Origin of the sequence: Streptococcus infantis (assembly GCF_021497965.1) — a bacterium.
GTDB classification, from domain to species: Bacteria; Bacillota; Bacilli; order Lactobacillales; family Streptococcaceae; genus Streptococcus; species Streptococcus infantis_B.
Genome location: NZ_CP046525.1, coordinates 1,538,288 through 1,562,644, shown reverse-complemented (window position 1 = coordinate 1,562,644; position 24,357 = coordinate 1,538,288). Strand labels below are relative to the sequence as shown.

The following is a 24,357-nucleotide window of genomic DNA, read 5'->3' as shown; positions in this document are numbered from 1 at the left end:
TTATTCCGCAGCTTTCTTTGCTAAAAAGCTTGATACAGCTTCGACACCGATAGCTAGAGCTTCTTCTTTAGGGCTCATCTTTGGATGGTGAAGAGCGTAGGGACTATCAATACCCAGCCAGAACATGACTCCAGGAACCTTTGAAAGAAGATACCCAAAGTCCTCCCCTGTCATGGCAGGTTCAATATCGATAAGTTCAATCCCTTCTTTTTCATCAAAGAAGGTCATCAATTCTCTGGCTAACTCAGGGTTATTTTCGACTGGCAAATAGCCTCCCTGTTTGAGTTCAATCTCTACATCCATGTCAAAGGCAGCTGCCACACCTTCAGCGATAGCTTTGACACGTTTTTGAACCAAAAGACTCATATTGTGTGTAAGAGCTCGAATGGTTCCATGCAGGAAGGCTGTATCAGCAATGACATTATTGGTTGTCCCAGCTTGAAAAACACCGAAAGTGACGACAGCACCCTCGATAGGATCGACATTACGGCTGACGACTGACTGAACTTGGGTCACAAAATAGCTAGTTGCAACCAGAGCATCGTTTGCTTCATGTGGAAAAGCAGCGTGACCACCTTTACCCTTGAAACGAATCTTGACTTCGCAAGTACCCGCAAAGAGTGTATGAGTATTGGTCGCAATTTGTCCAACTTTTAAGTCGGGGCGAACATGGAGTCCGTAGAATTGATCAGGTAACCAGTCGCCAAAAGCTCCATCTTCATACATGAGCATACCGCCGGCCTCATTTTCTTCCGCAGGTTGAAAGAGAAAGAGGAGATTGTTTTTAGGTTGCTTTTCTAGAGCACGTTCGAGACTTCCAAGTGCAATGGTCATGTGAAAGTCGTGCCCACAAGCATGCATGCGGTCTGGGTGTTGAGAGGCAAAAGGAAGGCCTGTTTGTTCAACGATTGGGAGTCCATCAATATCTGTCCGCCAACCAATGGTACGTTCTGGCTGACTTCCCTGCAAGTAAACTAAAATACCTGTTCGCCAAGTACGAATCTGAACAAAATCCTTGTCAGCTGTTAATTTCTTAATGACATTGAGTAAATAAGCGTGAGTCTTGAATTCTTCTAAACCAATCTCAGGAATTTGGTGAAGATCGCGTCGAGTTTGAATCAAATCTAACATATCTATTTTCCTTTTTACTAATACGATAAAGAGGCTGGAAAAGTTTCCGCCTCTGTTACTATTTACAAGGTGCGAAGCGCATCTTCTAGCGCTGTTTTTTGTTGGGTTTTGCTATCGATTTCTTTGATAACACGAGCTGGAACGCCTGCTACCACAACATTTTCTGGAACATCTTGAGTAACGATGGCACCTGCAGCGACAACAGAACCACTACCAATCTGAACACCTTCGATAACTACAGCGTTAGCACCGATGAGAACATTGTCACCGACACGGACAGGCTCAGCACTAGCTGGCTCGATGACACCTGCAAGAACAGCACCTGCACCTACGTGACTATTTTTACCGACAATAGCACGTCCACCTAAAATAGCTCCCATATCAATCATAGTGCCAGCACCGATTTCTGCACCGATATTGATAACAGCTCCCATCATGATAACAGCATTGTCACCAATCTCAACTTGGTCACGGATGATAGCGCCTGGCTCGATACGAGCATTGATATCACGTTTATCAAGGAGAGGTACAGCTGAATTGCGGGCGTCTTGTTCAACAACATAGTCCTTGTTTTCTGTAAGTCCTTCAAGAAGTGGAGCGATATCTTTCCAGTCTCCAAAAAGAACATTCCCAAGCTTGATAACAGAAGCAGGGATGGCTCCATCAAGTTGCCCTTCAAAGGTCACTTTTACACTTGTCTTTTTTTCAGCATTAGCGATAAATTGGATAATTTCTTGTGCATTCATTTTTGTAGCAGTCATAGGTGTCTCCTCACTCTTTGTAATGCTTACTATTCTACCAAAAAAGGCTTCAATTTTGAAGCCTTAAGTGTTAAAAGAGGATTCTTTCAGTTTATCTTTTGATTCTTCAATGGATAAGAAAATCATGGGAATAATAATCAAGATCATAGCTAGTAGCAGGTACCCATCTAAGACCAGACCTAGAAACAGAACGCTTAGAATAGCAGATGATAAAGGTTCGCTAGCACTGACAACGGATACTACCAATGGGGAAACGAGCGAGACAGCCTTCATCGATAGGAAGAAGGCAAAAGCTGTCCCCAAAAAGGAAATGGTCAAACAAATCAAGATACTCACCCAATCTAGCTGAAAACTAATTCTATAAACAGGATAGAGAAAATTACTAAAGAGTCCAGCCAGCAACATTCCCCAACCAACAGTTGGCACAAAACCGTATTTTTTAGCAAATGGCTGGGGCAAGATAACATTAAACATAACTCCCAGAGCACTGAGAAGCCCTGTCAGCAATGCGAGGGGAGTGATGGATAGTTTAGACAGATCGCCTTTAGTAGCCATCAGAAAGACTCCGAGCATAGCAGTCAAAACATAGAAAATTGCTTTTTTAGAAGCTTTTTTCTTGTAGATAAGACGGTTGTATATGAGAATGAAAACAGGACTTATAAATTGTAGGATAGTTGCCGTTGTTGCATTAGAGTATTCTACACAGAGATAGAAGAAATACTGAACAGAGAAAATTCCTAAGATAGCATAAGCCAGAAAAGGTAGATAATTGTTGCGGTTTCTCCAAAGATCGAATAACTGTGAACGGAACTTAAAGCCGGACAAGATGAGTACGAAACCACCTGCAAGACTTAGTCGCATAGAAGTGATCCACCCAGAGGAGACTGGATAATGCGTAAAGAAGAATTCTCCTAAAATGCCACAAATACCCCATATTAATCCGGAAAGGAGGGAATATATGGTTCCCTTGAAAATATTTTTTTGATAGTGATTCATATAAAAGTCGAGTTAGGTGACATACTCTTGATAATAGGTATGTTAGCGTTGGGACCTATTCGAAGAAGAGCTGTTATTATTTTTATTTTTATCTTTATCTTTATCCTTATCCTTATCTTTATCTTTATCTTTATCTTTATCCTTATCTTTATCCTTATCTTTATCCTTATCCTTGTCTTTATCCTTGTCTTTATCTTTATCTTTGTTGTCTTGTTTTATTAAATTTCCAACAATCGTATTCCAAGCTTTTTGGTAATCAGAGTCACTTCCACCAATAGCAAATCGGTAGGTAGTAGTCGGAGCACCAGCTTGGTTAGCCCAGTAACTTGTTACCATTTCTCCAGTAACGTCAATCTCTTTGCCGTTGATAGTGACCTTACCAGGCTTCTGTCCAGTAGACTTAAGGACTTGAGAAGATGTTACACTTGAATCAAGGCTGAAATGCTCAGTTCCCCAAGCAGAAGGAGAAGCTTGTTGAATAGCGTTTACGAGGTGGGCCATATACTTAGCATTACGATAATATGCGCCTTTGGCTAACGGACTGTTATCATCATGACCAACCCAGCCACCAAGGGTCAATCGTGGAGTTGAAAGCATGAGCCACATATCGCCCTCCTCGTTGGTTGTACCAGTTTTTCCAATCCAATCAGCACCTGCTAGACTGGAATTGATACCATAAAGATCGCTTTGGAAGCTTGTAGTTATTCGGGATGAAAGTACATCCCTCAGTAGACTTTGCATAATGGTTGCAGTAGCTTTTGAGTAGACCTGAACAGGTTCGTCTTTATGTTCATAGAGAACTTCTCCACTGCTTTTTTCGATTTTCGAAATCATGTATTTTTTATGGTAAACACCATTGTTGGCCAAGGTTTGGTATCCGTTTGTATGTTGAGCTACAGTAACTTCAATTCCTCCTCCCATAGGAAGACTTTCAATACCGTATTCTGGGATTTCATACCCCATTTTTTCCATATAGGAGCGGACATCAACTCCTTTTTCACGAAGCATACGATAAGTCCAGTAGGCCGGGATATTCCAGGAATAATTGAGAGCTTCCTTTAGGTTTATCATAGCTGTTCCCGGACTGTTGACGTGCATGATCGGAGTTCCGTTGGCAAAGTTCGTTGGATAGTTTGATAGGATGCTAGCACTTCCCATCAAGCCTTGGTCAATAGCAATACCATAGGCTAAGATAGGTTTGGTAGTCGAAGCCGGAGATCGTTTTGTGTCAAAGGCGTGATTATTTTGATTGCTTTGGTAATCTCGTCCTCCTACAAATCCTATGATGGCTCCTGTTTTATTATCCATTAAGACATTTCCGACTTCAGGTTGACCACTACTATCATTTAGAAGGTAGCTATAGTTTGCCACTGCATTTTGCATTGCATTATGGATCGTTTTATCGATTGTAGTAGTGATACGGTAACCACCATTTTGAATTTCTTTTTCAGCCAATTCACGATAAGATTTCTGAATAGATTCATTCTTAAGCTCTTGTTCGGAAACGTTATCTTTTTTGACCAGATAATCATACATGACATTAGTCGCTTCATCAAGTGCAGTGAAGTAAAGATAACCCTTAGCTGTTAGGTTTACACTTTCTGCTGGCAAGAAGTCTTGCTTAATGTCATATGCTATATAGGTTTCGTAGTCTTCCTGACTGAGCACTCCAGTTCTATACATATTGTAGAGAACATCTTTGGAACGCTTGATTCCGAGTTCCATATCCTCTTCATTCTTCATCTCACCAGTCGCTTCATAAGGGGAGTAAGAGATAGGACTTTGTGGTAATCCTGCTATAAAGGCTGCCTGAGGGATTGTTAGCTGATTTGCATCAACCCCAAAAATACCTTTGGCTGCTTGTTGAGCCCCCGCAATATTTTGACCTTTATTGTTACGGCCAAATGGAGCGACGTTGAGATAAGTTGTCAAGATTTCATCCTTGCTCATTGCTCGCTCTAAAGCCAAGGCATCCACAATTTCACTAGCTTTACGAGCGAGTGTAGGGGCATCACCAACAACTTGTTGTTTGATGAGCTGTTGTGTCAGAGTAGATCCACCGCTCGAAGAACCAAGACCGATAAAGTTTCCTAGACTAGCACGAATAACAGCTTTAGGAACGACACCATTGTGTTCTGCAAAATGTTCATCCTCTGTTGCAACGATAGCCTGCTTGAGATTATCTGAAATAGCGTCCGACGCAACAGATGTTCGCAGAAGATCGCTCTCAATAGCACCGATCATGGATCCGTCAGCATAGTAAATCTCAGAGATGGATGAAATATCATTCACCTGTTTGATCAGATCCTCCGTCTGAGGAACGGTTACTTTGTCAAATAGAGAAACCGCATAACCGAAAACAACCCCAGTGCCCAAAAGTCCACCAAGAAAGGCGATGATAAAAAGGGTATTAAAGGTTGCCTTGATTCCCAATAAGATATTAGCAAAGATTGTCCAGATATTGGTCTTTGTTTGTGTTTTCTCCTTAGAAGTTTTAGGACAAATTTTGGTCAAATCTATATTTTTTAGTTTTGTTTTTAGAGACTGAAGGAAAGCCAGTCCTTTTTCTTTAAGTTCTAACAATTTATTCTTCATTTCTTTCCTCACTTCTTATTATTATACCATAAAAGCATCTATTGCAAGAAATTAGGCTTAGACAAGATTTGGAGGTGTTTAGGCAGCAAAAAAACCAGGAACATTTTGAACCTGGTTTCATCAATTATTTATCTTCTGAAAGTTCTTTTCCAAGATCAATCAAGTAGTCTTTCAAGTGCTCTTTGACTTGAGGATGTTTCAGGGCGTATTCGATAGATGTCTTCATAAATCCAAATTTATCTCCGACATCGTAACGAGAGCCTTTAAACTCACGAGCAAATACACGTTGAGTTTTGTTAAGTGTATCGATAGCGTCTGTTAGTTGGATTTCATTTCCGGCACCTGGTTTTTGCTTTTCAAGAATACCGAAAATTTCAGGTGTGAGTAGGTAACGACCGATGATCGCTAAATCACTTGGTGCATCTTCAGGAGCTGGTTTTTCAACGAAGGTTTCAACGCTGTAAAGTCCATCTTTTCCTTCACCTTGAGGAGCGATGACACCGTATGAAGAAACTTCATCGTGTGGTACATGCATCACAGCGATAGTAGAAGCATGAGTCTTCTCATAATCATTCATGAGTTGCTTGGTCAATGGAACAGCTTTGTCATCAGTGATATCCATGAGGTCATCCCCAAGCATGACCACAAAAGGTTCGTTCCCGACGAAAGCTTTGGCTTGTAAAACGGCATCTCCGAGACCACGTGGGTGGGTTTGACGAATGAAGTGAAGACGCATACCAGTTGTTTCATCAACTAATTTTAAAAGATCAGTTTTTCCTTTTTCCTTAAGGTTGAATTCCAACTCAAAGTTTGAGTCAAAATGATCTTCGATGGAGCGTTTTGACTTCCCTGTTACAACAAGAATATCCTCAATTCCAGACTTGAGGGCTTCTTCAACGATAAACTGGATGGTTGGTTTATCCACGATTGGCAACATTTCTTTGGCCAAGGCTTTGGTTGCGGGTAGGAAACGAGTTCCAAGTCCTGCAGCAGGGATAACGGCTTTTCTAACTTTTTGCTTCATGAGCTTCCTTTCTAACGGTGATTATGACCACTCGTTTTCCGATTTGAACTCATTGCTCATAAGTTCAGCAACGGCATCCTTAATATTAACATTTTCATAAATAACTTGATAAATAGCTTGGGTGATAGGCATGTAAACGTCAAGTTCTTGTGCCAACTCGTAAGCAGCTTTGGTTGTTGAAATTCCTTCGATGACCATTCCCATATTGGCTTCGATATCTGCCAAGGCTTCGCCACGTCCAAGAGCATCACCTGCTCGCCAGTTACGTGAGTGGACAGAAGTTCCTGTAACAATCAAATCCCCAACTCCTGAGAGACCGCTATAAGTCAGTGGATTTGCTCCAAGTTGAACACCTAGACGTGTAATTTCTGCAAGACCGCGCGTGATAATAGCAGCTTTAGCATTGTCTCCAAATCCAAGACCGTGGAGAGCCCCTGCCCCAACAGCGATGATATTTTTTAGAGCTCCAGCTGTTTCAACTCCAATAACATCCGTATTTGTATATAGACGGAAGTAGTTGTTGCTAAAGAGTGATTGAACATACTGTGCTGTTTGCAGATTTTTTGAAGCTGCTGTAATCAAGGTAATGTCACGGACAATGGTTTCCTCAGCATGGCTAGGTCCAGAGACGACGACAATATCACTTCTTAATTCAGCAGGAATTTCTTCTTCCAAAACAGTAGAGAGACGTTTGTGGCTATCTGGTTCAAGCCCTTTGGAGGCATGCATAACAACCACTTTATGATCCAAAACAGCAGCGACTTGCTGAGCTACCAATCTGGTTACCTTGGTTGGTACCACAAACAAGATAGCATCAACACCCTTCAAGGTTTCTGCCAAATCATGATAGGCAACAATTTTTTCGTCTAATACAGCTTCTTTAAAATAACGTTTGTTAGTATGTTGTGTATTGATTTCATCAATTTGATCAGGAATATTTCCCCAGATACGTACTTGGTGTCCGTTGTCATTGAGGACTTGTGACAAGGCAGTACCCCAAGAACCGGGACCTAAGACAGCGATGGTTTGTTTGTTCATATTTTCCTCCTTTGAGAAAGCACTTTCCTATATTCTACCATAAAAAGGACTAACTTGCATTAATATTATTTATTAAGAATTAACTTATAGAGAGTATAAATAAAAAACAGCCAATAAGAAATCTGACTGTTTTTAGGAGAAAAACTAGAGTGTAATACTATTGTTTTTAGAAATTTTCATAAATAGTAACAATGAAGTAACTGTCAAGACAGTGAGGATAGTTGACAAAGCAGCTGCCACGCCATAATTTCCACGAAGTACTTCAGTATAGATAGCTACGGTCATTGTTCTAGTTTTAACATTGTACAAGAGAATCGAAGTAGAAAGTTCTGAAATCATTGTTACCCATGATAGGATTGCACCTGAGATGATACCTGAAAGCATCATTGGGGTAGTGATTTTAGTAAAGGTATTGAGACGACTACTTCCTAAACTTTCTGCAGCTTCTTCAATGCTCGGAGAAATCTGTTGCAAGCTAGCTACTGAAGATCGAATAGTATATGGGAGTCTTCTTACAGATAAGGACATAATTAGGATAAAGGCTGTTCCGGTAATCATAAGGAAGCCACTTCCGAAAATACCTGTATTAAATGAAGAGATAAAGGCAATACCGAGAACGGTTCCTGGCACGATATAAGGTACCATACTAAGACTATCGATTAGATTGGTAAATAGGTTGCGTTTACGAACTGCAAGGTATGAGATGAAGGTTGCAAATACAACAACGAGAACCAAGGCAAGTAGAGGGATACGAATGGTATTGAAAATAGCAGATCCCATGCGGTTAAAGGCTGTCTTATAGCTGTTTAATGAATATCCTTTGACAAAAACCATACCGGATGTCTTAAGGAAGGACGTATAAATCAAGTAAACTTGAGGTAAGACAGAGAATAAGATAATGCCATAAACAGTCACATAAATAGCAGCCATCTTTCCTTTTGTCGTTTTCTTAGGTTCGATTGGATGAAGTGAGTTCATACTGAAGCTAAAACGATTTGAAATATATTTTTGAATGAGGAAGATAGCCAGTGCAATTGTAATAGCCATGATTGCTAATGCTGATGCGAAAGCTGAGTTGCCTCCAACTTCACTAATGAACTGTGTGTAGATTAACACTGGGAAGGTACGGTATCCCTCTCCAATCAACATTGGAGTACCAAAGTCAGAGAAAGCTCTCATAAATACTAGTAGGGCTGCTGCTAATAAAGTTGGGACCAAAAGAGGTAAAATGACTTTTACAATACGTTTAAAGCCGAATGATCCCATGCTTTCCGCAGCTTCCAAGAGGGAATTGTCAATACTCTTCATAGTTCCAGCTACATAAAGGAAGACGAGAGGGAAAAGTTGGAGTGTAAAGACAAGTACAATACCTTTAAAGCCGTAGATATCAAAGCCTGGCAAATGTAGTGTGTTGGTTAGAAATTTTGTGATAACTCCGTTTCTACCAAGAAGTAGAATCCAAGAATAGGCACCTACAAAGGGAGCTGACATGGATGCGATGATAATCAAAATTTGTAAAAATTTCTTTCCCTTGAAGTCATACATTGAAAAAAGATAAGCTAGCAAGGTACCAACAACGACAGAAGTGATTGTGGCAGTTACAGAAACCTTAAAACTATTAATGAGTGTCTCAGAATAATAAGATTTGCTAAAGAAAGTTACAAAATTTTCTAAAGAGAAACTACCTTCATGTATCAACGCTTGTTTTAATACAGTCACGATTGGGTAGACTAAGAAAACTAAGTATGTAAGAAAAATGAAGAAGGAAGATGCAGTCCAGATATTAAGTTTTTTACGCTCCATGGCTGACTCCTTTTATGAGATTCCGAGAACCATCTTCAGAGAAGACATTGAGTTTCTGAGTATTGATACGTAAACGAACATGATTTCCTTTTTCTAAATCTTCTTCGAATGTAGATTCTTCACTCACTTGAAGTTTTGGAGCAAATCCTGTTTCAATGAAGTATTCAGTATTCAAGCCAAGGTAAACGCTGTCGGTAATTGTTCCATCGATTGTGCCATTTTCATCACGGATAAATTCTTCAGGACGAATGCTGACACGAATATTTTGTTCTTCAACTTGGTCAAGATCTGGCATACGAAGAGAGTAGCCGTCTTCGAATACGATGTAAGCTCCATCAGCTTGCTTTTCTAAACGAGCAGGGATTATGTTTGTTCTACCGATAAAGGTTGCGACAAATTCGTTCTCGGGCTTGTGGTATAGCTCTTTTGGACGACCAATTTGTTGAATAACACCATCTTTCATAACCGCGATTTGGTCAGAAATGGCCATAGCTTCTTCTTGGTCGTGAGTTACATAGACAGTTGTAATGCCAACTTCGTGTTGGATTTCGCGAATGGCTTGACGCATATCTAGACGAAGTTTGGCATCTAGGTTACTGAGGGGCTCATCCATGAGGAGAACGCTTGGATTAACAGCTAAGGCACGTGCTAGAGCAACACGTTGTTGCTGACCACCACTAAGTTTATCTGGTTTACGATCAGCGTACTGGGCAATCTGCATCAACTCAAGGTATTTATTTGTTTGTTTGATGAGTTCCTCTTTCGGAACTTTCTTTTGCTTGAGTCCGAATGCTACGTTATCACGCACTGTCAAATGTGGGAAAATCGCATAGTTTTGGAAAACCATCCCAATATTTCGTTTGCTAGGTTCCATGTTATTAATTTTGGTATCATCGAAGTAAAATTCTCCTCCTTCGATACTGTTGAATCCAGCAATCATACGAAGCAAAGTTGTTTTCCCGCATCCTGAAGGCCCAAGGAGAGTGAAAAGGCTCCCCTTAGGAATTGTAACATTTAAATTTTCGATAACGGGTACATCATTGTAAATTTTCTTAGCATTAATAATTTTAATCTCGCTCATGGTCAACCCCTATTATTGTTTAGATTGGATATCTGTAAAGATTTCGTTGTATTTCTTAACAATGTCTGATTTGTTTTTGATGACATAGTCATAGTCTTCAGTTAGTGTTTTAATTTGTTCGATTGGTTTCATATTTTCGCTAGTTTTAGCATTTTTACGAACTGGACGATTAGTAGTTGTTGTACCAAGGGTGTCTTGGACTTCTTGTGAAATGATGAAATCGATAAATTTCTTAGCATTTTCTTTATTTTTTGCGTTTTTGATAATAGCAGCACTTGCTGGTAAGAAAACAGTTCCTTCTTTTGGATAAACAACTTTAATGTTAGCACCGTCATTTAGAAGTTTAACTGCAGGATCTTCATATGAAAGACCAACAGCCATTTCTCCATCTGCCACTGCCTTATAAACACCAGATGAACTTGAACCGATTTTACCATCAATTAAAGTAAAGAGATCTTTGACATAAGTCCAAGCCTTTTCATCTGTATAGCCACCCTCAGCTTGTAGCATGTTTGTTAGTTGAGCAAAGGCACTAGAAGAGTTAGCAGGGTCAGCTGTTGCAATTTTTCCTTTGAGCTCTGGTTTGATAAGATCGCTATATCCTTCGATATTCATACCCTTAGTTAAGTCAGGATTTACAATCAATACACTACCATCCAATGTATAAGGAGTTGAGTAACCAGTTGTATTTTGATATTCTTTGATGACATTTTCATTTTCAGGAGAAACATAGTTTTCAAAAAGCTCCCCATGAGTAGCATATTGAGTATAAGAACCACCAAAGATGACATCTGCAACAGGTGCTTCTTTTTCAGATTCCAATTTTTTAAAGAGTTCACCAGTTCCTGCTTGAATGAGTTCAACTTTAATGCCATATTTTTCTTCAAAGGCAGGGATTGTTGCACCAATTAGTCCTTCTGAGTTTGGCGAATAGACTACAAGAGTATCGCTACCTCCGTTTTCAGTAGCTTTATCTCCTGAAGCGTCATCAGAAGAACAGGCAGTCAGCCCCAAAATAGCAAGTCCACAAGCAGCAAAATACATCCATTTCTTTTTCATGATGGATACCTCCAAAGTTTTGATAATACTATTGTAAAAAAATGTAAGCGTTTTTAAAACTCAGAATTCTATCCTAATAGGGTAAAATTCTCTACAAAAACGGAAGTAATCTTTTTGATTTTATAGCAGGGTTTGGCAGTTAATAACTGGTAAGTCAAATTTTATTTTTTAGATTGGATATCTGTAAAAATGTCATTGTACTTTTTAAGAATAGCGGATTTGTTTTTAATGACATAATCGGAATCTTCAGTGGCAATATTGATTTCTGTCATAGCCTTCATATTTTTATTGGTTCTAGCATTTTTACGAATGGGTCTGATGGTTGTTTCAGTTCCTAGCTTATCTTGGATTTCTTGAGAAAGGAGGAAATCGATAAATTTCTTAGCGTTTTCCATATGTTTGGCGTTTTTGACGATAGCCGCGTTACCAGGTAAAAAGACGGTTCCTTCTTTTGGATAAATGACTTTTACATCAGCCCCATCATTTAAGAGTTTTAAGGCAGGATCTTCATAGGTGAGTCCTACAGCCATTTCTCCATCGGCGACAGCTTTGTAAACATTCGAAGAGCTAGATGCAATTTTTCCATCTACTAGGGTAAATAGATTTTTCACATAGGTCCAAGCTTGTTCATTTTCGTATCCACCTTGGTCTACAAGCATGTTTGTTAGTTGTGCAAAGGCGCTAGAAGCATTACTTGGATCAGCAGTAGCGATTTTTCCTTTTAATTTAGGATTGAGTAGATCATTGTAGCCTTCAATTTTAATACCTTTTGTAAGAGATGAATTGGCAATGATGACACTGACATCAAGTGTATAAGGAGTGTAGAATCCAGTTTTATTTTGATATTCAGGGATTATCTGGTCGTTCTCTTGAGAAATATAAGGTTCAAAAAGATTTTCGTTAGAAGAGAAGAGGGCGTAGGAGCCTCCGAAAATGACATCAGCTACAGGAGCTTCTTTTTCTGACTCAGCTTTTTTAAACAATTCACCAGTGCTGGCTTGTACTAAGTCAACCTTAATACCATATTTTTCTTCGAAGGCTGGGATTGTTTCTTCGATAAGGTCTTCAGGGTTAGGCGAGTAGACAACCAAAGTGTTATCTGAATCTTTTTCAGCGCTAGTTTCCGCTTCTATTGTTGAAGAACATCCTGATAAAGTAAGAAATATCCATCCACAAGAGAGAAAGAATAGTATTTTTTTCATAAGTATTTCCTTTTTTACGAACGTTTTTACTCTACGACTTGCTTAATATTTATAATTTGCAGAGTTCTACAGGATATAATATAAACCTTAAAGAAATCTAAAACGGGGAATAGGAAATGGGTATCTCGAGCAAGGATGGGGACTGTAACTGGGATTTCGATGGTAATCCTCTTCAAAGCACGTCATTTTATCTGTAATCTCAAAGCTATGATTTGAGCAGCTTGTAGTGAGTTTCCTAGTTTGCTCTAGTATAAGTACAAAATAAAAAGATTGCCTGATTTGAGCAATCCTTTTACATCAATGGTTTTTATCCATGAGTTTTAATTCTTTTGGAGAAATATGGAGATATTTTTTAAAAACTTTGGCAAAATATTTATAGTCTGAAAATCCAACTTGTTCAGAGATATCGCTTAAGGGAGAATTAGGAGACTCAGCCATTTTATCTATAGCTTGCTTGAGGCGGTAGCGTAAGATATATTCATTTAGCGTCATTGGGAAGTCTTCTTTGATAACCTTATATAGATAACTTTCACTATATCCTAGATTCTCTGCAATGGTAGAAATGGTAAAGTGCATGCAGTAGTGTTGGTGCACAAATTCAAGAATTTGCTGAATGATTTGGTTTTGTGTATCAATTTGTTGGATAGAGGTGAGTAAAGTTTGATATTCTTCTAAAAAAGGAGTTTCTTGACGAGTGCTAACTCGTAATCGCAAAACAATTTTTTGAAGACATTCTGTCAACTCCTTGGTGTCAATTGGTTTGGATAAGAAATCAACTGCTCCATATTGCATGGCTTTTTTGGCATTTTGAAAATCGTCATAACCAGATAGGATTACTTTTTCATAAGAGAGAGACTTTGTAGCTTCAAACATCATAAAAGCATCCATAATGGGCATGGTGATATCTGTCAGCACAATATGTGGCTTTAGTTTTTGAATCAGTTCCATCCCTTCTTGCCCATGACTAGCAGTTCCTACGACTTGAATGCCTAAAGCAGAGTAATCAACGGCAATTTCAAGCCATTTTCGGATTAGGTGCTCGTCTTCGACAATGATTAGCTTAAACATGTGTTCTTCCTTTCGTAACAAATTTTACCCAAGTTTCACCTTGCGGGTTCACCCCTAAATCCAATTCGACAGTTTCAAAAAAGTTGTTCAATCGTTTGTAACTATTGACAATACCGTGCTGTGTATGTGGACTGTTTAGAGATTCTAAAATATGGAGGCGTTCTTGTTTGGTTAGACCGCCAGCATTATCCTTAACGATAAAGGTCAGTGCTTCCTGATCTTGAGTGATATGGATAGAGATAGCAAGGTCGATACGATACTGTCTTCCATATTTTAGAGCATTTTCTACAAGCGGTAATAGGAAAAGTTTCGGAACGGTTTGGGAATATAGACTTTGAGAACAGTCAATTTGATAAGAAAATTGTTCAAAACGAATTTGATGAATCTTTAGGTAAGCTTCAATAATCTCTAAGTCCTGTCCAAGAGTTGTTTCTTTCTCTAATTCAGTCACACTGTATCGCAAGATACGCGTGAGATTTTGAATCAGGTCTTGTGTAATACTAGCATCAATCATACTCGTGATTTTAATAGTTTCCAATGTATTGTATAGGAAGTGAGGGTTAAACTGAGCTTCTAGCATTTTTCTTTCAAAAACCCATTTTTCCTTTTCAATGGTCAACATCTTTTGATGAAGCTCGTCCAACTCCTGCAGCATATCGTTAATTTTCTCAGCTATCAGTTCAAATTCATCCTCAGTATGGAGAGTAAGTTTCTTTTCTTTTTTCTTAGGAACTTCATGTAATTGAAAGACTAAACTTTCAATAGGACCAGCATTATGGGTTGCGATTTTATGGGCAATTCTTCTAGCCTGCCAAAAATATAATAGAAAGATGCAAAGTGTTAGTATGGAAGCAAGGCTAAGTAAGCTAGGAATAGGAAAGAATGATTGGAAAGTGTAAATTGAAAAAATTGAATCAACTTTACGTTTTTCAATCAAAATTGGATTTTCAACGAACCAATGTGTTTTTGAACGGAGCGATTTCTCATCAAATTTTTCCAGAGTTGATTGTGTGAATTGATTGGTATTGCTCGAGTATATATTACCGAAAGTGTCTGTGATGACGTATTTTGAATTAATCAAGGGGATGCTTGACAAAAAGTCGTTCTCATTCACAAAGGAAATACTGTAAGCTTGTACTCGCTGGTTGTGAACTATGGGCATAATAAAGACAGCATAATGTTGCTTGTCCATCGATAGAGCAACTTTCTCTGAAATGGATCCTTGGGTAGTGTTTTGAATTAATAATTTTAAATAATAGGGAGCTAAAAGAGTTTCTTTATGATTGCGATTGGTGCTAAATAAAAGTTCGCCAGTCTCATCGAGAATGACAAAATCAGAACTGAGTTTTAGTTGAGCTTTTGTTTCATAAAATAGACTAAATAATTCTCTATCAGTGTGTTTACCTTCTATAAATTCTGGAACCATTTTTTTATTCATGGTTTCCAATAATTCATAATTTGCTTGTTTCATGTCTTGAACATGTTGAGAAATTTGTTGAGTATCCTTAGCTAGTTGCTGCTTTTGAAGGAAATAGGAAAATCCAAATAGAAGGATAAGGAGTAAGAGAGAAGTCGCTAGGGCAGCTAAAGAACTACGGTGAATAATCTCTTTTTGGAGAGAATTTTTGAAAGAATGGGGCATAATTCACCTCTTTGGGAAGAGTCTGTTAAAGTAAGTATAGCAGTATTAAAAATGGAAGGCAAGGTCAAAAAAGAAAAGAGTTAAGAATAAAGAGGCTAATTCCCTCTAAAAATGGTATAATAGGAGCATCACGAAAATTGGAGAGACAGCATGAGTTTTTACAATCATAAAGAAATCGAGCCTAAGTGGCAAAAGTACTGGGCTGACCATCACACCTTTAAGACAGGAACAGATGCTTCAAAATCTAAGTTTTATGCACTCGACATGTTCCCTTATCCATCTGGAGCTGGTCTTCACGTAGGACATCCAGAAGGTTACACAGCGACTGATATCCTCAGCCGTTTCAAACGTGCGCAAGGCTACAATGTCCTTCACCCAATGGGATGGGATGCCTTTGGTTTGCCTGCAGAGCAATATGCTATGGATACTGGTAATGACCCAGCAGAATTCACAGCGGAAAACATTGCCAACTTCAAACGCCAAATCAATGCGCTTGGATTCTCTTACGACTGGGACCGTGAAGTCAATACTACAGATCCGAACTACTACAAGTGGACGCAATGGATCTTCACTAAGCTTTACGAAAAAGGTTTGGCTTATGAAGCAGAAGTGCCAGTAAACTGGGTTGAGGAACTAGGAACAGCTATCGCCAACGAAGAAGTCCTCCCTGACGGAACCTCTGAGCGTGGTGGCTATCCAGTTGTTCGTAAACCAATGCGCCAATGGATGCTTAAAATCACGGCCTATGCAGAACGCTTGCTCAATGACTTGGATGAGTTGGATTGGCCAGAATCTATCAAGGACATGCAACGTAACTGGATTGGGAAATCAACAGGTGCTAACGTAACTTTCAAGGTAAAAGGGACAGACAAGGAATTCACAGTTTTTACCACTCGCCCTGACACCCTTTTTGGTGCGACCTTCACTGTCTTGGCTCCTGAGCATGACTTGGTAGATGCCATCACAAGTCCTGAACAAGCTGAGGCTGTAGCGGACTACAAACACCAAGCCAGCCTCAAATCAGACTTGGCTCGTACTGACCTTGCCAAGGAAAAAACAGGGGTTTGGACTGGTGCTTATGCTATCAACCCTGTCAATGGTAAAGAAATTCCAATCTGGATTGCCGACTATGTTCTTGCTAGCTATGGTACAGGTGCTGTTATGGCTGTACCTGCCCACGACCAACGTGACTGGGAATTTGCTAACCAATTCGGCCTTCCAATCGTAGAAGTACTTGAAGGTGGAAATGTTGAAGAAGCTGCATACACAGAAGATGGCCTTCACGTTAACTCTGACTTCTTGAACGGTCTCAACAAAGAAGAAGCGATTGCTAAAATCGTGTCTTGGCTAGAAGAAAAAGGCTTTGGTCAAGAAAAGGTTACCTACCGTCTTCGTGACTGGCTCTTTAGCCGTCAACGTTACTGGGGTGAACCAATTCCAATCATTCATTGGGAAGATGGGACTTCAACAGCCGTTCCAGAAAGTGAATTGCCACTTGTCTTGCCAGTAACCAAGGACATCCGCCCTTCAGGTACTGGTGAAAGCCCATTGGCTAATTTGACAGACTGGCTTGAAGTGACTCGTGAGGATGGAGTGAAAGGTCGTCGTGAAACCAATACTATGCCACAATGGGCGGGTTCAAGCTGGTACTACCTTCGCTATATCGACCCACATAACACAGAGAAATTGGCTGATGAGGACCTCCTCAAACAATGGTTGCCAGTAGATATCTACGTAGGTGGTGCAGAACACGCCGTGCTTCACTTGCTTTACGCTCGTTTCTGGCATAAATTCCTCTATGACCTCGGTGTTGTTCCAACCAAAGAACCATTCCAAAAACTCTTTAACCAAGGAATGATCTTAGGAACAAGCTACCGTGACCACCGTGGTGCTCTTGTAGCGACTGATAAGGTTGAAAAACGTGATGGTTCCTTCTTCCATGTGGAAACAGGAGAAGAGTTGGAGCAAGCACCAGCTAAGATGTCTAAATCCCTCAAGAACGTTGTCAATCCAGACGACGTAGTGGAACAATACGGTGCCGATACCCTTCGTGTCTATGAAATGTTCATGGGACCACTCGATGCTTCCATCGCTTGGTCTGAAGAAGGTCTGGAAGGAAGCCGTAAATTCCTTGACCGTGTGTACCGTTTGATTACAAGTAAAGAAATTGTTGCGGAAAACAATGGCGCTCTAGACAAGGTTTACAATGAAACCGTTAAATCTGTCACAGAGCAAATCGAGTCTATGAAATTCAACACAGCCATTGCTCAACTCATGGTCTTTGTCAATGCGGCTAACAAGGAAGATAGACTCTATGTGGATTACGCTAAAGGCTTTATCCAATTGATTGCCCCATTTGCGCCTCACTTGGCAGAAGAACTCTGGCAAACAGTCGCAGCAACAGGTGAGTCAATCACTTACGTAGCTTGGCCAACATGGGACGAAAGCAAATTGGTTGAAGACGAAATCGAAATCGTCGTTCAAATCAAAGGTAAAGTCCGTGCTAAACTCATGGTTGCGAAAGACCTTTCACGCGAAGAATTGCAAGAAATCGCTCTAGCTGACGAAAAAGTTAAGGCAGAAATTGACGGCAAGGAAATCGTTAAGGTGATTGCGGTACCGAACAAGCTCGTTAATATCGTTGTGAAATAAAAAATGATAAGTCTTCAAAGTTTTACTTTGGAGACTTTTTGGAAGCTTAGTACGGATATGTGATATACTATTCACATCTTTAAACTTATAAAGAGTAGGACAAGGAGAAAGCTATGCCAGTAAATGAATATGGTCAGATGATTGGTGAACCTGTAGACGACACACCTGGAGTTTTGCCTTCACTTGTACGGATAGAAGGACAGTATACGATTATCGAAGCTTTATCAGTAGAAAAGCATGCGGAGGATTTGCTGGCTGTTTATGGCCCAGAATCACCTCGAGAGATGTGGACCTATCTCTTTCAACCACCAGTAGAAAATCTCGAAGAATTAATCGTAGCTTTGAAGCAGATGATTGAGCGTAAGGATCGTTTCTATTATGCGATTATCGATAAAGCGACTGGAAAGGCGCTGGGGACATTTTCTCTCATGCGTATTGACCAAGCCAATCGCACCATTGAAGTTGGCGCAGTGACCTTTTCTCCGGCTCTCAAACAGACAAGGATGGGAACAGAGGCCCACTATTTGCTAGCTCGTTATGTCTTTGAAGAACTCAACTATCGACGCTATGAGTGGAAATGTGATGCGCTAAATCTCCCTTCTAGAAAAGCAGCAGAACGTTTGGGATTTGTCTACGAAGGTACTTTCCGTCAAGCGGTTATCTACAAGGGAAGGACTCGAGACACGGATTGGATGTCTATGATTGATAAGGACTGGCCAAGGGTTAAGGCTCGTTTTGAAGCATGGTTGAACCCAGAAAATTTTGATGAAAATGGACAACAGATTAAATCTCTACGGGAATGTTAGGAAGGTTTGATATGATTAAGATTACAAAAGAAACATCTGTTTCAATTGATGACGTTTTACCGCTCTACCAGGCAGTTGGGTGGACAAATTATACCAATCAGCCACAGATGTTGGAGCAGGCCTTGTCTCATTCGCTAGCGACTTATCTTGCACGTGATGGTGAGAAAATCGTTGGTTTAGTGCGTTTGGTTGGAGACGGATTTTCATCCGTTTTTGTCCAGGATTTGATTGTTTTGCCTAGCTATCAACGCCAAGGGATTGGTAGCGCCTTGATGAAGCAAGCTCTAGCCGATTATAAAGATGCTTATCAAGTACAACTAGCGACCGAAGAGACAGAAAAAACTTTGGGATTCTATCGTTCTCTGGGGTTTGAAACCTTATCTACTTACGATTGTACAGGAATGATTTGGGTGGATCGAAAAAAATTAAAATAATTTTTTTATCTTAAGTTAACTTTAAGTTTACTCATGTATCATGTAATCATTAAGTAAAGACCTCCTAACTTTATTTAATAGAAATCCTAAACTTTTCTTTTTCATAATAATCTCCCTAAAGAAGTCACCAAATTCGGTGGCTTTTTTGTTTGTAGGCTGGATTTTTGCTATAATAGGAACATGAGTAGAATTTTAGATAATGAAATCATGGGTGATGAAGAGTTGGTAGAACGTACCCTCCGTCCCCAATATTTACGTGAATATATCGGTCAGGACAAGGTCAAAGATCAGCTTCAAATCTTTATCGAGGCAGCAAAAATGCGTGATGAGGCGCTGGATCATGTTCTTTTGTTTGGCCCTCCAGGTCTCGGGAAAACGACCATGGCCTTTGTCATTGCCAATGAATTGGGAGTCAATCTCAAACAGACGTCTGGTCCCGTTATCGAAAAAGCTGGTGATTTGGTAGCGATTTTGAATGACTTGGAGCCAGGAGATGTTCTCTTTATCGACGAGATTCATCGCTTGCCTATGTCAGTAGAAGAGGTGCTTTACAGTGCTATGGAAGATTTCTACATCGACATCATGATTGGTGCAGGGGAAGCTAGCCGTAGTGTTCATCTAGACTTGCCTCCTTTTACCTTGATTGGTGCGACAACACGAGCAGGGATGCTTTCAAATCCTCTTCGTGCCCGTTTTGGAATTACAGGCCACATGGAATACTATACCCAGGATGACTTGACAGAGATTGTCGAGCGGACGGCAGATATCTTTGAGATGGAAATCACTCATGAAGCCGCTGCTGAGTTGGCTCTCCGTAGTCGTGGGACTCCTCGTATCGCCAATCGTCTCCTCAAGCGCGTGCGCGACTTTGCGCAGATTATGGGCGATGGCTTGATTGATGATGTGATTACAGATAAGGCTTTGACCATGTTGGATGTAGACCATGAAGGTTTGGACTATGTAGACCAGAAAATTCTTCGCACCATGATTGAGATGTACGGTGGCGGTCCTGTCGGTCTAGGTACCCTTTCCGTTAATATCGCTGAAGAGCGTGAGACGGTTGAGGATATGTACGAACCTTACCTGATTCAGAAAGGCTTTATCATGCGAACTCGTTCAGGACGGGTCGCGACAGCCAAGGCTTATGAACATTTAGGGTATGAATACATTGAAAAATAAGGCTGAAATCTTAGAATCTTTCAAAGAAAATCCTGATATGATGGCTATTCTGACCATCATCCGTGACTTGGAGTTGAAAGATTCCTGGTTGGCAGCTGGCTCGGTACGAAATTTTATCTGGAATCTCTTATCAGATAAGCCAGCCTTTGACCGTGAAACGGATGTGGACGTCATTTTCTTTGACCCAGAGGTGAGTTACGAAGAAACGCTAGCTCTAGAGAGCAAGCTGAGAGAGGACTTTCCTCAGTATCAATGGGAATTGAAAAATCAGGTCTATATGCACCAACATAATCCCCATACGGAACCGTATAGAAATTCCTGCGATGCCATGAGTAAATATCCTGAACGTTGTACGGCAGTAGGACTTCGCTTGCAAGCTGACGCAACTTTAGAGCTCTTTGCGCCTTATGGTTTGGAGGATATTTTGAACTTTCAGGTTTGTCCGACTCCTCATTTTTTAGAAAATCAAGAACGAATGAAGCTCTATCAAAAGCGTTTATCCAAGAAAAATTGGCGAGAAAAATGGAAAAATCTCACATTTAAAAATACTTAAGGAAACTTTAAGATAGGAGCTGTATACTTATCTCATAAGTTAAGAAGAACTTAACTTATACTCCTAAAACTTTTTCATAATAATCTCCCTATAAAAAAATTAAGTCGCCCAATCAGGCGGCTTTTTTTGTTGCTAACTTGAGGTGATGATGGTGTTTATCAAAGGTCGACACCTGCGAAATGTTGACAAAGGTCAAAGATTTCTCTAGTATAAGAAGTAAGGCTAGAGATTTTCTGAGAATAGAGTAAATGGAAGTCCAGTGGGCTGAGAAAGAGATGTTGAACGATGACTAAAAGAATCAAGAACAATAGGAAGCTAGTTAATCTAGGATTGTATAAAAACAAAATAGTCTATTATGACTTAAAGGGAAAGAGACTTTACTTTTCAATTCTCGAAAAAAACTCTAAGAATCAACAATACTACACTCTTGGACTCACTTTGCTATCTCTCCCCATTGTTAGATTGTTGAATGGTTTAACCATTTTTGATATACCTACTATCAAATATTCTAGCTTCATTCTATGTTCCTATCTTTCCTTGCTCATAGGGAAATTTGTAGTTGACTATTATGACAAAGACTTGGACTTATATCCGGCATTGTTTACGGACCTTGAGTACTCAGAGTTTTTAGAAATAGCAAAGAAAAATGGAACTCTTGCTTTCTTATTTATCTGTATTAGTAGTGTCAGTTTGATAGGCTCCGTGATAGCTTACCTGATCTATGCAAAGTTTTTAGGATTGCTGATTTATTCTGTTCTCTTGTTCATTCTTTACATCTGTGTGGTAAATAATGTCCATAGGAGGAATAAAGTGATTAAAAAACTAATTTGGTTAACGATTAACTAGCGAAGACCTTTCGTATGTTCCATGTGATTTGGTTGTGGAAGGAATACTATAAAATAAACTCTAAAGTTGAAGAATGATGGTAGATAAGATTTTAACAAAAGAAGAAGTGCTTCAAAATGGTGTTTGTTTTGAAGAAGAGCTTGATTGGGGTGGATGGTATTGTGAGCAGATTGTTTCTGAGAATGAATCTGGAGAAGAAGTTCCATATACAGGTTTAGCTTATGATTTATACCCAGATGGTAAATTAGAGTATTATGGTTATATTAAAGATGGGTTCCGTCATGGAATGAATGTATGGTTTTATCCTAATGGAAATATTGAAAGCATCAATCCTCAAGATTGCGGTGCAGCTGATGGGCTTCAAAAGAAATACTATGAAAACGGCGCATTAAAATCACAGGAATATTGTGTTCTTGGGGCAAGAGTAAATTATATTGAGTACGATGAGGCTGGCCATATTATCGATGAAAAATTAGAACCGACTGACGCGGATTTTGAGAGAGCAAAGAAGTGGGGTGTTGATTTATCAAAACGAGACATGACTTTGAAGTAGAACAAAATCGCTTGAGATCTTAGATTGACTTAACGAATCGTTTTTAAAGGAGATATAAAATGGGTTTACGCGATACTTTAAGTACAGAAGAGAATTATAAAGATGGCTTAATATCAAATCGAGAAGCCTTACTGTATTTTCAAGAAAAATTACGAAAACTTCAAAGTGATTTAGAGAGTGGTATAGAAAACTATAAAAAGCCAACGATAGAAGTTTATAAGTCAACTTTAGCTACTATTTTGTCTTATCAGAGAGACATTTTATTAGCAACTTATTCTAGCGGAGCCTCTTTGTCAGCATTTAAAGAGGAATACATCTCATTTGTATCGTTTCTAATACCAATTTGGCGTAAGGAATGGGGATACGAACAAATGCTATGGGCGCTTTCTATTGGGATTCTTTTAAACATTGATGAAGAGACTTTTAATCAGTTAGTAGACTTGGTCAAGAAGGACAATCCAGAGGATTGTTTGATTGATTACCTGATTCAAGCTCGTCATCCTGAGTGGGAGATTCGGTTGAACTATAATTTTCCAAGACCCTATGGTTTTACTCGGAAAATCATTGAAGAAGATAATTCTGAACAGGCACTAAAATTGTTAAAAGAATATTTGACTAAGAAATGGTATCAAGGAAACAGGGACGCTGCTTGGTATGATTTACATCAGCAGAATGTAAAAAATCATGTGGGCTACTGGTCCTTTGAGTCGGGAGCTCTCTGCAAGCTTAAGGACTTGGATTACAAGGAATTGGAAAGTGTTCCGTATTTTCCATATGATTTGGTTGCGGATGGTGAGACGGAAGAATAAGTCTCGTAGAGTGTTATTGATTAAATTTAAAAAAAGATTGGAGCAAATATGAGTAACAAAGTATCAATTATGCAAGAGATGTTTAAAAAAGAAGGTCCAGATGAACTGGTTCCTGCTGTAACCATTATATTGGATGGTCAAATTAGAAATGTCATTGATGCCCTTTCAGAACAGAATGGCTATGAAGGCTATCCAGAAGCTATTTCAGAAATTCTTTTCAAAGGGATAGAAAGTATGATTAAAAAGTAAATTGGAGAAAGATAATCCGAGAGAAAGAGAGCGAAAACCGTTCTCTTTTTATGATATAATAGCCCTATGAGATTAGATAAATATTTAGTTGCCTGTGCTGTTGGTAGCCGGACAGAGGTCAAAAACTTTCTAAAGACTGGGCGCGTGACGGTCAATGGGAAAAAGGAAAAATCTGCCAAGCTGCAAATCAATGAAGATACAGACGAGATTTGCTTTGACGGGCAAAAGCTAGAGTACGAGGAGTTTGTTTACTATATGATGAACAAGCCCCAGGGGGTTATTTCAGCAACTGAAGATCCTAAACACAAGACTGTTTTGGATTTGTTGGATGACTTGGCTCGTTCAAAGGAAGTTTTCCCAGTCGGTCGTTTGGATATTGATACGCATGGACTCTTACTCTTGACCAATGATGGCAAACTGGCTCATGCTCTTCTTTCACCAAAACGTCATGTGGATAAAACCTATCTAGCGCAGATCAATGGAGTGATGACGGATGAAGACATTGAGACATTTGCGCAAGGGATTCCGCTCAAGGACTTTACCTGTCAACCTGCCAAGCTGGAGCTTGTGTCTGTGGATACAGAAAAGAATCAAAGTCTGGTCCGAGTGACCATCGCAGAAGGAAAATTTCACCAAGTCAAACGGATGGTGGCCTACTGTGGCAAGGAAGTGGTGGACTTGCAACGTCTGACCATGGGAACTTTGACCTTGGATGAGGATTTGAAACGTGGAGAATGGCGTCGTTTAACCAAGGATGAGCTAGAAGCTTTGCTTGAGAGTATCCGCTAGTGATAGCAACACCATGAAATATTAGGAAAATGCGAGGAAAATATCCTTGCCTTTTTCAGTTTTTGGTTGCTTCCTTTGTGAAAAGAG

General features: G+C 39.7%; 21 protein-coding genes. 9 read left to right on the top strand and 12 right to left on the bottom strand.

Features of this window, described 5'->3' with window-relative positions:
* The 12 genes from GOM46_RS07650 to GOM46_RS07595 all read right to left on the bottom strand — a co-directional run bounded on the left by GOM46_RS07650 (position 1) and on the right by GOM46_RS07595 (position 15,400).
* A complete protein-coding gene (locus tag GOM46_RS07650) occupies positions 1-1,131 on the bottom strand; it encodes an N-acetyldiaminopimelate deacetylase (protein ID WP_235083503.1) in 1,131 nt (376 codons plus the stop codon).
* Between the two features lie 62 nt (positions 1,132-1,193).
* On the bottom strand, positions 1,194-1,892 hold the full coding sequence (gene dapD, locus GOM46_RS07645; protein WP_235083502.1) for a 2,3,4,5-tetrahydropyridine-2,6-dicarboxylate N-acetyltransferase: 699 nt from the start codon (positions 1,890-1,892) through the stop codon (positions 1,194-1,196).
* 63 nt (positions 1,893-1,955) lie between these two features.
* The gene (locus GOM46_RS07640) at positions 1,956-2,888 is read right to left on the bottom strand and encodes a DMT family transporter (protein ID WP_235083501.1); all 933 of its coding nucleotides are present in this window, start codon (positions 2,886-2,888) and stop codon (positions 1,956-1,958) included.
* Between the two features lie 42 nt (positions 2,889-2,930).
* Positions 2,931-5,483 carry a penicillin-binding protein PBP1B gene (gene pbp1b / locus GOM46_RS07635; protein ID WP_235083500.1) on the bottom strand — a complete coding sequence of 851 codons (2,553 nt, stop codon included), beginning with the start codon at positions 5,481-5,483 and terminating at the stop codon, positions 2,931-2,933.
* A gap of 124 nt (positions 5,484-5,607) precedes the next feature.
* Positions 5,608-6,507: a UTP--glucose-1-phosphate uridylyltransferase GalU gene (galU, locus tag GOM46_RS07630; protein WP_235083499.1), complete on the bottom strand. Its 900-nt coding sequence runs from the start codon at positions 6,505-6,507 to the stop codon at positions 5,608-5,610.
* 21 nt (positions 6,508-6,528) lie between these two features.
* On the bottom strand, positions 6,529-7,545 hold the full coding sequence (locus tag GOM46_RS07625; RefSeq protein WP_235083498.1) for an NAD(P)H-dependent glycerol-3-phosphate dehydrogenase: 1,017 nt from the start codon (positions 7,543-7,545) through the stop codon (positions 6,529-6,531).
* A gap of 144 nt (positions 7,546-7,689) precedes the next feature.
* Positions 7,690-9,348, bottom strand: a complete 1,659-nt coding sequence (locus GOM46_RS07620; protein ID WP_235083497.1) for an ABC transporter permease — start codon at positions 9,346-9,348, stop codon at positions 7,690-7,692.
* Positions 9,338-10,429 (bottom strand): ABC transporter ATP-binding protein, encoded by a 1,092-nt coding sequence (locus GOM46_RS07615; RefSeq protein ID WP_004250611.1) that lies wholly within the window; start codon positions 10,427-10,429, stop codon positions 9,338-9,340. Before GOM46_RS07615 ends, GOM46_RS07620 begins: the two co-directional genes overlap by 11 nt.
* Before the next feature lie 12 nt (positions 10,430-10,441).
* Positions 10,442-11,488: an ABC transporter substrate-binding protein gene (locus GOM46_RS07610; RefSeq protein ID WP_004250612.1), complete on the bottom strand. Its 1,047-nt coding sequence runs from the start codon at positions 11,486-11,488 to the stop codon at positions 10,442-10,444.
* 161 nt (positions 11,489-11,649) lie between these two features.
* Positions 11,650-12,690 carry an ABC transporter substrate-binding protein gene (locus tag GOM46_RS07605; RefSeq protein ID WP_070888757.1) on the bottom strand — a complete coding sequence of 347 codons (1,041 nt, stop codon included), beginning with the start codon at positions 12,688-12,690 and terminating at the stop codon, positions 11,650-11,652.
* 297 nt (positions 12,691-12,987) lie between these two features.
* Entirely contained in the window at positions 12,988-13,758 is a 771-nt protein-coding gene (locus tag GOM46_RS07600) for a response regulator transcription factor (protein ID WP_083327664.1), read from the bottom strand.
* Positions 13,751-15,400: a sensor histidine kinase gene (locus tag GOM46_RS07595; RefSeq protein ID WP_235083496.1), complete on the bottom strand. Its 1,650-nt coding sequence runs from the start codon at positions 15,398-15,400 to the stop codon at positions 13,751-13,753. Before GOM46_RS07595 ends, GOM46_RS07600 begins: the two co-directional genes overlap by 8 nt.
* Positions 15,401-15,550: 150 nt before the next feature.
* Between GOM46_RS07595 and leuS the strand changes: the two genes are divergently transcribed.
* The 9 genes from leuS (at position 15,551) to GOM46_RS07550 (ending at position 24,270) form a co-directional block, all read left to right on the top strand.
* Positions 15,551-18,052, top strand: a complete 2,502-nt coding sequence (gene leuS, locus GOM46_RS07590) for a leucine--tRNA ligase (RefSeq protein WP_235083495.1) — start codon at positions 15,551-15,553, stop codon at positions 18,050-18,052.
* 113 nt (positions 18,053-18,165) lie between these two features.
* Entirely contained in the window at positions 18,166-18,858 is a 693-nt protein-coding gene (locus GOM46_RS07585) for a GNAT family N-acetyltransferase (protein WP_235083494.1), read from the top strand.
* 11 nt (positions 18,859-18,869) lie between these two features.
* Positions 18,870-19,292 carry a GNAT family N-acetyltransferase gene (locus GOM46_RS07580; protein WP_235083493.1) on the top strand — a complete coding sequence of 141 codons (423 nt, stop codon included), beginning with the start codon at positions 18,870-18,872 and terminating at the stop codon, positions 19,290-19,292.
* Between the two features lie 180 nt (positions 19,293-19,472).
* Positions 19,473-20,471: a Holliday junction branch migration DNA helicase RuvB gene (gene ruvB, locus GOM46_RS07575; protein ID WP_235083492.1), complete on the top strand. Its 999-nt coding sequence runs from the start codon at positions 19,473-19,475 to the stop codon at positions 20,469-20,471.
* A complete protein-coding gene (locus tag GOM46_RS07570) occupies positions 20,452-21,024 on the top strand; it encodes a nucleotidyltransferase family protein (protein WP_235083491.1) in 573 nt (190 codons plus the stop codon). The genes ruvB and GOM46_RS07570 overlap by 20 nt, the downstream gene beginning before the upstream one ends.
* 919 nt (positions 21,025-21,943) lie before the next feature.
* Positions 21,944-22,423 carry a toxin-antitoxin system YwqK family antitoxin gene (locus tag GOM46_RS07565; protein ID WP_235083490.1) on the top strand — a complete coding sequence of 160 codons (480 nt, stop codon included), beginning with the start codon at positions 21,944-21,946 and terminating at the stop codon, positions 22,421-22,423.
* A gap of 59 nt (positions 22,424-22,482) precedes the next feature.
* Positions 22,483-23,232: a PoNe immunity protein domain-containing protein gene (locus GOM46_RS07560; protein ID WP_235083489.1), complete on the top strand. Its 750-nt coding sequence runs from the start codon at positions 22,483-22,485 to the stop codon at positions 23,230-23,232.
* Positions 23,233-23,280: 48 nt separating this feature from the next.
* Positions 23,281-23,481 (top strand): hypothetical protein, encoded by a 201-nt coding sequence (locus tag GOM46_RS07555; protein ID WP_235083488.1) that lies wholly within the window; start codon positions 23,281-23,283, stop codon positions 23,479-23,481.
* Positions 23,482-23,547: 66 nt separating this feature from the next.
* Positions 23,548-24,270 carry a pseudouridine synthase gene (locus GOM46_RS07550; RefSeq protein WP_235083487.1) on the top strand — a complete coding sequence of 241 codons (723 nt, stop codon included), beginning with the start codon at positions 23,548-23,550 and terminating at the stop codon, positions 24,268-24,270.
* Positions 24,271-24,357: the final 87 nt, after the last annotated feature.

Coding starts and splice junctions, on each gene's coding strand:
- GOM46_RS07650 (WP_235083503.1), bottom strand. CDS start 1,131: ATGTTAGATTTGATTCAAACTCGACGCGATCTTCACCAAATTCCTGAG.
- dapD (WP_235083502.1), bottom strand. CDS start 1,892: ATGACTGCTACAAAAATGAATGCACAAGAAATTATCCAATTTATCGCT.
- GOM46_RS07640 (WP_235083501.1), bottom strand. CDS start 2,888: ATGAATCACTATCAAAAAAATATTTTCAAGGGAACCATATATTCCCTC.
- pbp1b (WP_235083500.1), bottom strand. CDS start 5,483: ATGAAGAATAAATTGTTAGAACTTAAAGAAAAAGGACTGGCTTTCCTT.
- galU (WP_235083499.1), bottom strand. CDS start 6,507: ATGAAGCAAAAAGTTAGAAAAGCCGTTATCCCTGCTGCAGGACTTGGA.
- GOM46_RS07625 (WP_235083498.1), bottom strand. CDS start 7,545: ATGAACAAACAAACCATCGCTGTCTTAGGTCCCGGTTCTTGGGGTACT.
- GOM46_RS07620 (WP_235083497.1), bottom strand. CDS start 9,348: ATGGAGCGTAAAAAACTTAATATCTGGACTGCATCTTCCTTCTTCATT.
- GOM46_RS07615 (WP_004250611.1), bottom strand. CDS start 10,429: ATGAGCGAGATTAAAATTATTAATGCTAAGAAAATTTACAATGATGTA.
- GOM46_RS07610 (WP_004250612.1), bottom strand. CDS start 11,488: ATGAAAAAGAAATGGATGTATTTTGCTGCTTGTGGACTTGCTATTTTG.
- GOM46_RS07605 (WP_070888757.1), bottom strand. CDS start 12,690: ATGAAAAAAATACTATTCTTTCTCTCTTGTGGATGGATATTTCTTACT.
- GOM46_RS07600 (WP_083327664.1), bottom strand. CDS start 13,758: ATGTTTAAGCTAATCATTGTCGAAGACGAGCACCTAATCCGAAAATGG.
- GOM46_RS07595 (WP_235083496.1), bottom strand. CDS start 15,400: ATGCCCCATTCTTTCAAAAATTCTCTCCAAAAAGAGATTATTCACCGT.
- leuS (WP_235083495.1), top strand. CDS start 15,551: ATGAGTTTTTACAATCATAAAGAAATCGAGCCTAAGTGGCAAAAGTAC.
- GOM46_RS07585 (WP_235083494.1), top strand. CDS start 18,166: ATGCCAGTAAATGAATATGGTCAGATGATTGGTGAACCTGTAGACGAC.
- GOM46_RS07580 (WP_235083493.1), top strand. CDS start 18,870: ATGATTAAGATTACAAAAGAAACATCTGTTTCAATTGATGACGTTTTA.
- ruvB (WP_235083492.1), top strand. CDS start 19,473: ATGAGTAGAATTTTAGATAATGAAATCATGGGTGATGAAGAGTTGGTA.
- GOM46_RS07570 (WP_235083491.1), top strand. CDS start 20,452: ATGAATACATTGAAAAATAAGGCTGAAATCTTAGAATCTTTCAAAGAA.
- GOM46_RS07565 (WP_235083490.1), top strand. CDS start 21,944: ATGATGGTAGATAAGATTTTAACAAAAGAAGAAGTGCTTCAAAATGGT.
- GOM46_RS07560 (WP_235083489.1), top strand. CDS start 22,483: ATGGGTTTACGCGATACTTTAAGTACAGAAGAGAATTATAAAGATGGC.
- GOM46_RS07555 (WP_235083488.1), top strand. CDS start 23,281: ATGAGTAACAAAGTATCAATTATGCAAGAGATGTTTAAAAAAGAAGGT.
- GOM46_RS07550 (WP_235083487.1), top strand. CDS start 23,548: ATGAGATTAGATAAATATTTAGTTGCCTGTGCTGTTGGTAGCCGGACA.